The sequence below is a fragment of the Kutzneria sp. NPDC051319 genome, assembly GCF_040682195.1.
Lineage (GTDB): Bacteria > Actinomycetota > Actinomycetes > Mycobacteriales > Pseudonocardiaceae > Kutzneria.
The window spans coordinates 1-7,139 of the sequence record NZ_JBFBAM010000144.1 but is presented as its reverse complement, the minus strand read 5'-3'; the positions used below and the strand labels follow the sequence as shown (position 1 = coordinate 7,139).

The window sequence follows — 7,139 nt, the reverse complement described above, 5'->3', positions numbered from 1 at the left end:
AGGGAAGGACGCCTTACCCTCGTTGAACGAGGGTAAGGCGTCCTTCCCTGCATCAGGGCGAAGCCCCGAAGGTGGCGCGGTCCCCTCTGCTGCGCCACCCTGTTTCCCTTGTCAGATCAGCCCTTCACGGACGGCGAACGCCACCGCGTGCGAGCGGTTGCGCAGCTCGAAGCGCACCGTCACGTCGTGCAGCAGGCTCTTGACCGTACGCTCGGAGTAGCACAGCTTCTTGGCGATCTCCCGGGTGCTCAGGCCCTGCGCGATGAGCCGGAGCACGTCCGTCTCCCGGGCCGAGATGCCGGACAGCCGCAGCCCCCGCGGCTCCAGCACCTTGCTCTGCAGCCGTCCCACCCGGTCCAGCAGCCGGCCGAGCAGGTCCGGCGGCATCGAGCCCTCGCCGGCCTTGGCCGCGTTGACCAGCCGGACCAGCGTGTCGGCGTCGATCTCGCCGCGCCGGGCCACCGCGCAGACCCCCGACTGCACGGCCGCCAGCACCTCGTTGTCGTCGATGTCGCCGGCCACCAGCACGATGCGCCGGTAGCCGCGGCCACGCATCCGGCGCAGCAGCGTGGTGACCCGTTCGTCGAAGCGGTCCCCCACCGCGAGCACGACGGTGCGGGCCGGGTCGGCCTGCGCGTCGTCGACGAGCTGGAGCTCCGGACGCCCGCGCAGCGTCATCACGATGCCGCCACGCAGGATCGGGTCGGTCGCGCATACGAATACGGCGGTGCGAGTCATGGTGTTGAGCACGAGATTCCCCTGCCTCCCCATCAGGCACGCCCAGGTGCGGCACGCCGTGGGTCAACGATGCCCTTTGGGGCTTCCCGGGCGCATGGGTGCACGCTCCCGACAAGCCGGGAGGTTGCACCCAAATTCGGCCCACCACCGGGCCCTTCGGGGCCCAGCGCGATCCGCCGACCCATCGCGCTGGGCCGGATCGAGCTGGCCGGATCGAGCCGGCGTGACGCCGCGGCCGCCGGGGAGCGGATGCGGCGTCACGCCGAGCGCACGGCCGGGCTCGTGCGCGCGATCGTCAGCAGGTGTGGGTGAAGGAGCACTCCAGGCTGTCGCGAGGGTTGGTCGCCTTGGCCGCGGGACCGGTCTTGGCGTGCGGGGCCAGTCGCGGAGCGTGCGTGGTGTCGTTGGCCCCGTTGTACCCGGCCAGCCGGACCGCGACGGCGTCCTCGACGTCCTTCACCGTGGCCGGCAGGAAGTTGTTGGACACCAAGGAGAACACCAGCTTCTCACCGTCGGCGGCGGTGACGTAGCCGGACAGGGCGCTGACACCGGTCATCGAGCCGGTCTTGGCGTGCACGTTGTTGGCGGCGGGCGTGCCGCCCATGCGGCCGGCCAGCGTGCCGCCGACCGCCGGATTGCTGTTGCCGGCCACCGGAAGCGCGTCGTACCAGGTCTGGAACCACGGCCGGGACCTGGCGTTGATCAGCAGCTGGGCGATCTCGGCCGGGCTGACGATGTCCAACCGGGACAGACCGGAGCCGTCGAACTGGTTGTACTTGTTGGGATCGATGCCCAGCGCGCCCAGCTTGGTGGTGAGCGCGTTGACGCCGGCCCCGAAGCTGCCGGAGCCCAGCCGCTCCACACCCGCCGCCTTGACCAGGGTCTCGGCCAGCATGTTGTTGCTCTGCTTGAGCAGCGGCGACATCAGCTGGCCGACGGTGGCCGAGGTGTGGCTGGCCACCGTGGCGAGGCCCGTCGGCATCGTCTGGAACGTGGTGGTGCCGGTGACCGAGACGCCCGCGTCGTTCAGCGCCTTGCGGAAGACCGACGCCGCGAACGCGGTCGGGTTGTCCACCGACATCTGGTTGACCACCGCCGCCGCGCCGGCCGCGATGACGCCGCTGACGGTGATCGTGTTCGTGCCGTGCACGCGGTTGACCGACAGGCCCCCGCCGGCGCCGGTCGTCGCGGTGTTGTTGACCGTCATGTACGTGTTCGGCGGCGTCATGGTGACGATGGCCGGCTGGCCCTGCGCGCCGGGCGCGACCGTCACGTTCACCGAACCCGAGGTGGCGTTGCCGTCCGGGGAGACGGTCAGCGCGGAGATCTGGGCCGAGTAGAAGTACGGCTCGTCGTCCCAGTTCCAGCCGGGGCCCAGCCGCGTGCCGTCGAAGTAGGTGTCGTCGGCGACGAGGTGGCCGGTGACGTTGGTGATGCCGGCCTGCTTCACCTGGTTGGCCATCGCCTGGTAGTCGGCGAGCGTGGTGCTGGGGTCGCCGAAACCCTTCAGGTACAGGTCGCCGGTGAGCGTGCCGCCAGAGACCGTGCCGTTGCGGCGGACATACGTGTCGAACGAGTAGTCGGCGCCCAGCAGGTCCAGCGCCGCCGCCGAGGTCACCAGCTTCTCGTTGGAGGCCGGCGCCAGCAGGCTGTCGCCGAGGTGGGAGTACAGGGTCTCGCCGGTGTCGGCGTTGCGGACGACGAGCCCGGCCGTGGCCCCGGTCAGCTCGGGGCCGGCCAGCAGGGAGTCGAGGTCGTGGCCGAGGGCTGTGGCGTTGGCCGAGCCCGCGCTGGCCGCCGCCGGCAGCGCGAGCAGGGCGGCCGCGACGCAGCCGATCGCGATAGTTCGCGAAGAGATTCTCACGGAGCACAGGACGGGCGGCCGCCGCCCAAAGTTGCCAACCCGGAGCCAATTGTCCGGTTTTACGTCCGAACAGCCGCCCCCACCTTCCGCGCTCCCCCGTCCGGAAGGCGGCATCCCGGACGTTCAACGTCAGGAATGCCGCCTTCCAGACAGCCAAGCCCGGTTCGGAAGGGACCTTTCCTCCACTCGGAGTGGAGCAAAGGTCCCTTCACGTCACCAGATCAGGCCTCGTGCTCGGTGCGGTCGGCGCTCCACGCGGTGTGGAAGCTGGTGTCGCCACGGTCGACACGACGGTAGGTGTGCGCGCCGAAGAAGTCGCGCAGGCCCTGGATCAGCGCGGCCGGCAGGCGCTCGGCCCGCAGCGCGTCGTAGTACGACAGCGCCGAGGAGAAGCCCGGCGCGGGCACGCCGGCGCCGGTGGCCGCGACGACGACCCGCCGCCACGCCTCCTGCGCCTTGATCACGGCGTCGGCGAAGTACTCGTCGACCAGCAGCGACGGCAGGTTCGCGTCCTTGTCGTACGCGTCCTTGATCCGGTTGAGGAAGCGGGCCCGGATGATGCAGCCGCCCCGCCAGATGGTGGCCATCGAGCCGAGGTCGATCTGCCAGCCGTAGGTGTCGGCGGCGGTGCGGATCTCGTCGAAGCCCTGGGCGTAGGCGACGACCTTGGAGGCGTACAGCGCCTGCCGGACGTCCTCGACGAAGGCATCGCGGTCGGCGATGGCCGGCTTCGAGGTCGGGCCGGGCAGCACCTTCTGGGCGGCCGCGCGCTGGCCGACGTGGCCGGACAGGGACCGGGCGAACACGGCCTCGGCGATGCCGGTGACCGGCACGCCCAGCTCCAGGGCCTCCTGCACGGTCCAGCGACCGGTGCCCTTCTGCTCGGCCTGGTCGGCGATGATCTCCACGAACGGCTTGCCGGTGGCCGCGTCGACGTGGCCGAGCACCTCGGCGGTGATCTCCACCAGGTACGACTCGAGGTCGCCGGTGTTCCAGCCGCGGAAGACCTCGGCGATCTCGGCCGGCGTCAGGCCGGCGACATTGCTGAGCAGGTCGAACGCCTCGGCGATGAGCTGCATGTCGGCGTACTCGATGCCGTTGTGCACCATCTTGACGAAGTGGCCCGCGCCGTCCTCGCCGACGTGCGTGCAGCACGGCACGCCGTCGACCTGCGCGGCGATGGCCTCAAGCACGGGGCCGAGGTGCTGGTAGGACTCGGCCGAGCCGCCGGGCATGATGCTGGGGCCGTTGAGCGCGCCCTCCTCGCCGCCGGAGATGCCGGTGCCGACGAAGTGCAGGCCGCGCTCCTTGAGCGCCTTCTCCCGCCGCCGCGTGTCGGCGAAGTGCGCGTTGCCGCCGTCGACGATCATGTCGCCGGGCTCCATGAGCTCGGCCAGCTCGTCGATCACGGCGTCGGTGGGACCGCCCGCCTTGACCATGATGATCACCTGGCGGGGCTTCTGCAGCGACTGCACGAAATCGGCGGTCGTCTCCGCCGCCACGAAGTCGCCCTCGGAGCCGTACTGGTCGACCAGGGCCTTGGTGCGCGCGGCGGACCTGTTGTGCACGGCGACCCGGAAACCGTGACGAGCCAGGTTGCGAGCCAGGTTGCTCCCCATCACGGCCAGGCCCGTGACGCCGATACGAGCCTTCTGTTCAGTTGCCATACACCCAGCCTGCCTGGCTCGGCGCTCAATCTCCAGCCGACATGGCTAAATCGATCCGGGGTGCTTCCCGCACGCGTCCAGGCGCAGCAGCACTGCCAGCAGCTGATCGCGTTCGGCCGCCGGCAGCGTGCCGAACATCTCCTCGGCGGCGCCGCGCTTGGCGTCCTCGATGCGGCTGACCAACAGGCGGCCGGCCTCGGTGAACGTGACGAGCATGGACCGCCGGTCGCCCGGATCGGGGCGGCGCAGCACGAGGCCCTGCTCCTCCAGCCCGTCCACCACGGAGGTGGCCGAGCGGGGCACGATGTCGAGCTTGGCCGCCAGGTCGGCCATCCGGATCCCGTCGCCGCCGCGGGCGATCACGGCCAGCGCGCGCCCCTGGCCGGGGGTGAGGCCGAGCGGGGCCAGCTGGTGCATCCACCGGCCGCGCAGGCGTTTGGCCACGTGCATGAACACGTCCGCCAGCCGTGCTGTGGTGGCGTCGGTCACGTGAACCTCCCGTTGCCGGCCGCTTAATACTGACCTAGCCTCATTATATGACAGGCTCATCATTCACGACGCAGGCGCTGGTCGCGACCGACCGGCCGTCACGCTATCTGGTGCAGCTCTGCAAGCACTTCGGCCACAAGATCCAGACCGTGTGGACCGAGCACGAGGGCGAGCTGTACTTCGACTTCGGCACCGCGCTGCTGCGCACCCGCCCCGAGGGCCTGCACATCACGTGCACCACGAGCGACGCCGAGGCGTTGGACCGGCTGGCCGACGTCGTCGAGCGTCATCTGGTGCGCTTCGGCGCCAAGGACGAGCTCGTGGTGGCCTGGACCTCGACGGGCCAGGCCGCCTGACATTAGGGTTCGCCGGCATGGAGCTGCCTGACTGGGTGCCGGCGACCATGGACGTCACCAAGCCGAGTCCCGCCCGCATGTACGACTACTACCTCGGTGGCACCCACAACTTCGAGGTCGACCGCGACGCCGCCGAACGGGCCATCGCCGCCATGCCGTACACGATCCAGGGGGCGAGGGGGAACCGCGACTTCCTGCGGCGCGCGGTGCGGCTGCTCGTCGACTCCGGCATCCGGCAGCTGCTCGACCTCGGCTCCGGCATCCCCACCGTGGGCAACGTGCACGAGGTCGCGCAGCGCCGGGACCCGACCACGCGCGTCGTCTACGTGGACATCGACCCGGTCGCGGTCGCGCACAGCACGGCGATCCTGCGGCCCAACCGCCTCGCCACCGTGTTGCAGGCCGACATGCGGGACGTGGACGCGGTGCTGTCCGATCCGCGAGTGCGAGACCTGATCGACTTCTCCGAGCCGGTCGGCCTGATCATGGCCTCCGTGCTGCATTTCGTGCCGGACTCCTCCCGTCCCGCCGAGATCGTGGCCGGCTATCGCGACGCCGTGCCGGAGGGCAGCCATCTCGTGCTGTCCCATATCGGCGCGAAAGAGGAGCCGGACAACCGAACCGGCATGCTGGCCGACTTCAAAGCCGTGTACCAGAACACGACCAATCCCGTCGTGCTGCGGACCCGGCCGCAGATCGAGGCCCTTTTCCACGGCTTCGACCTGCTGGAACCCGGCGTCACGCTGGTGCACCAGTGGCGGCCCGACGCCGATCAGGAGCTGCCGGCCAAGCTGCCGCCCGGTTACGGCGGCGTCGGCGTGAAGGCGTAATGAGCAACCCGGTAGGTCCGAAACACCTTTTGTTCATCTAGGGTTCACCGAACTCGGCACGGCACCCCCTACCGTGCCGCAGGACCCCCGCAGTCACCCTCGGAAGGCGATTGATGTCGGACCTGAGCTACGTCGAGGCCATCGCCGTCGGGCTGCTCCAGGGGGTGAGCGAGCTGTTCCCCGTCTCCAGCCTGGGCCACAGCGTGCTGCTACCGGCGCTGGCCGGCGGCCAGTGGGCCAAGGACCTCAGCCTGAGCGGCAAGGAGACGCCGTATCTGGCCGTGCTGGTGGCCATGCACGTGGCGACCGCGCTGGCGCTGGTGGTCTTTTACTGGCGGGACTGGGTGCGCATCATCCGCGGCCTCTGGACGTCCATCGTCACGCGGAAGATCGAGAACGCCGAGCAGCGGCTGGGGTGGCTGCTCGTGATCGGCACCATCCCGGTCGGCATCGCCGGCATCGCGCTGGAAAGCGTGATCCGCAACTTTCTCGGCAAACCGGTGCCGACGGCCATTTTCCTGGCGCTCAACGGCTTGGTGCTGTTCGCCGTGGAACGCCTCCAGCACCGGCGTCGCGACGCCATCGAGGAGATGTCGCCCGACCAGACGATGGTCATCCCCGCCTCGGCCTTCAACCCCGGCGACACCGCGCCGCTGCACGCCATCACCGCCGAGCCGCTGACCGCCGACGAGGCGTCCGAGCGGCGGCTGTCCAAGCTCACCTGGAAGGAAGCGGTGCTGATCGGCGGCGCCCAGGCGCTGGCCCTGCTGCCCGGCATCAGCCGCTCCGGCATCACCATCGTCGCCGGCCTGACCCGCGGCCTGCGGCACGACGACGCCGCCCGCTTCGCCTTCCTGCTGGCCACCCCGGTCATCCTCGGCGCCGGCGTGCTCAAGATGCCCGAGCTGTTCAAGCCCGCCGTGGCCGGCTCCCTGGGCCCGGCCCTGGTCGGCAGCGTCGTGGCCGGCATCGCGGCGTACGTCGCGGCCCGCTTCCTGGCCTCCTACTTCGAGACCAAGACCCTCAAGCCCTTCGCCCTGTACTGCCTCATCGCCGGCCTCGGCTCCCTCGCCTACTTCCTCATCGCCGGCACCCCCTGACCCCGCGAGTAACGGGGGCCTGTGACGGCCGCTGTTGATGCGGGAAAATAGGCCGGCGTCCGTCCGGGACGCCGACGTGACTGTGATGCCTCGAG

7 protein-coding genes are annotated in these 7,139 nt (G+C 70.2%); 3 read left to right on the top strand and 4 right to left on the bottom strand.

Annotation, left to right across the window (positions count from 1 at the left end; translation table 11 throughout):
• Window positions 1-111: 111 nt before the first annotated feature.
• The 4 genes from AB0M73_RS49405 to AB0M73_RS49390 all read right to left on the bottom strand — a co-directional run bounded on the left by AB0M73_RS49405 (window position 112) and on the right by AB0M73_RS49390 (window position 4,758).
• Window positions 112-738 (bottom strand): response regulator transcription factor, encoded by a 627-nt coding sequence (locus tag AB0M73_RS49405; protein ID WP_363907119.1) that lies wholly within the window; start codon window positions 736-738, stop codon window positions 112-114.
• A 295-nt stretch (window positions 739-1,033) separates the two neighbouring features.
• Window positions 1,034-2,602 carry a D-alanyl-D-alanine carboxypeptidase/D-alanyl-D-alanine-endopeptidase gene (gene dacB / locus AB0M73_RS49400; protein WP_363907117.1) on the bottom strand — a complete coding sequence of 523 codons (1,569 nt, stop codon included), beginning with the start codon at window positions 2,600-2,602 and terminating at the stop codon, window positions 1,034-1,036.
• Window positions 2,603-2,823: 221 nt separating this feature from the next.
• Window positions 2,824-4,269: an NADP-dependent phosphogluconate dehydrogenase gene (gene gndA / locus AB0M73_RS49395; protein WP_363907115.1), complete on the bottom strand. Its 1,446-nt coding sequence runs from the start codon at window positions 4,267-4,269 to the stop codon at window positions 2,824-2,826.
• Between the two features lie 45 nt (window positions 4,270-4,314).
• Window positions 4,315-4,758 carry a MarR family transcriptional regulator gene (locus AB0M73_RS49390; RefSeq protein WP_043723213.1) on the bottom strand — a complete coding sequence of 148 codons (444 nt, stop codon included), beginning with the start codon at window positions 4,756-4,758 and terminating at the stop codon, window positions 4,315-4,317.
• Window positions 4,759-4,805: 47 nt separating this feature from the next.
• Between AB0M73_RS49390 and AB0M73_RS49385 the strand changes: the two genes are divergently transcribed.
• The 3 genes from AB0M73_RS49385 to AB0M73_RS49375 all read left to right on the top strand — a co-directional run bounded on the left by AB0M73_RS49385 (window position 4,806) and on the right by AB0M73_RS49375 (window position 7,044).
• Entirely contained in the window at window positions 4,806-5,114 is a 309-nt protein-coding gene (locus tag AB0M73_RS49385) for a DUF2218 domain-containing protein (protein WP_363907112.1), read from the top strand.
• A 17-nt stretch (window positions 5,115-5,131) separates the two neighbouring features.
• Window positions 5,132-5,944, top strand: a complete 813-nt coding sequence (locus tag AB0M73_RS49380) for an SAM-dependent methyltransferase (protein ID WP_043723209.1) — start codon at window positions 5,132-5,134, stop codon at window positions 5,942-5,944.
• Between the two features lie 113 nt (window positions 5,945-6,057).
• Window positions 6,058-7,044 (top strand): undecaprenyl-diphosphate phosphatase, encoded by a 987-nt coding sequence (locus AB0M73_RS49375; RefSeq protein ID WP_363907110.1) that lies wholly within the window; start codon window positions 6,058-6,060, stop codon window positions 7,042-7,044.
• The last annotated feature ends 95 nt before the right edge of the window (window positions 7,045-7,139 follow it).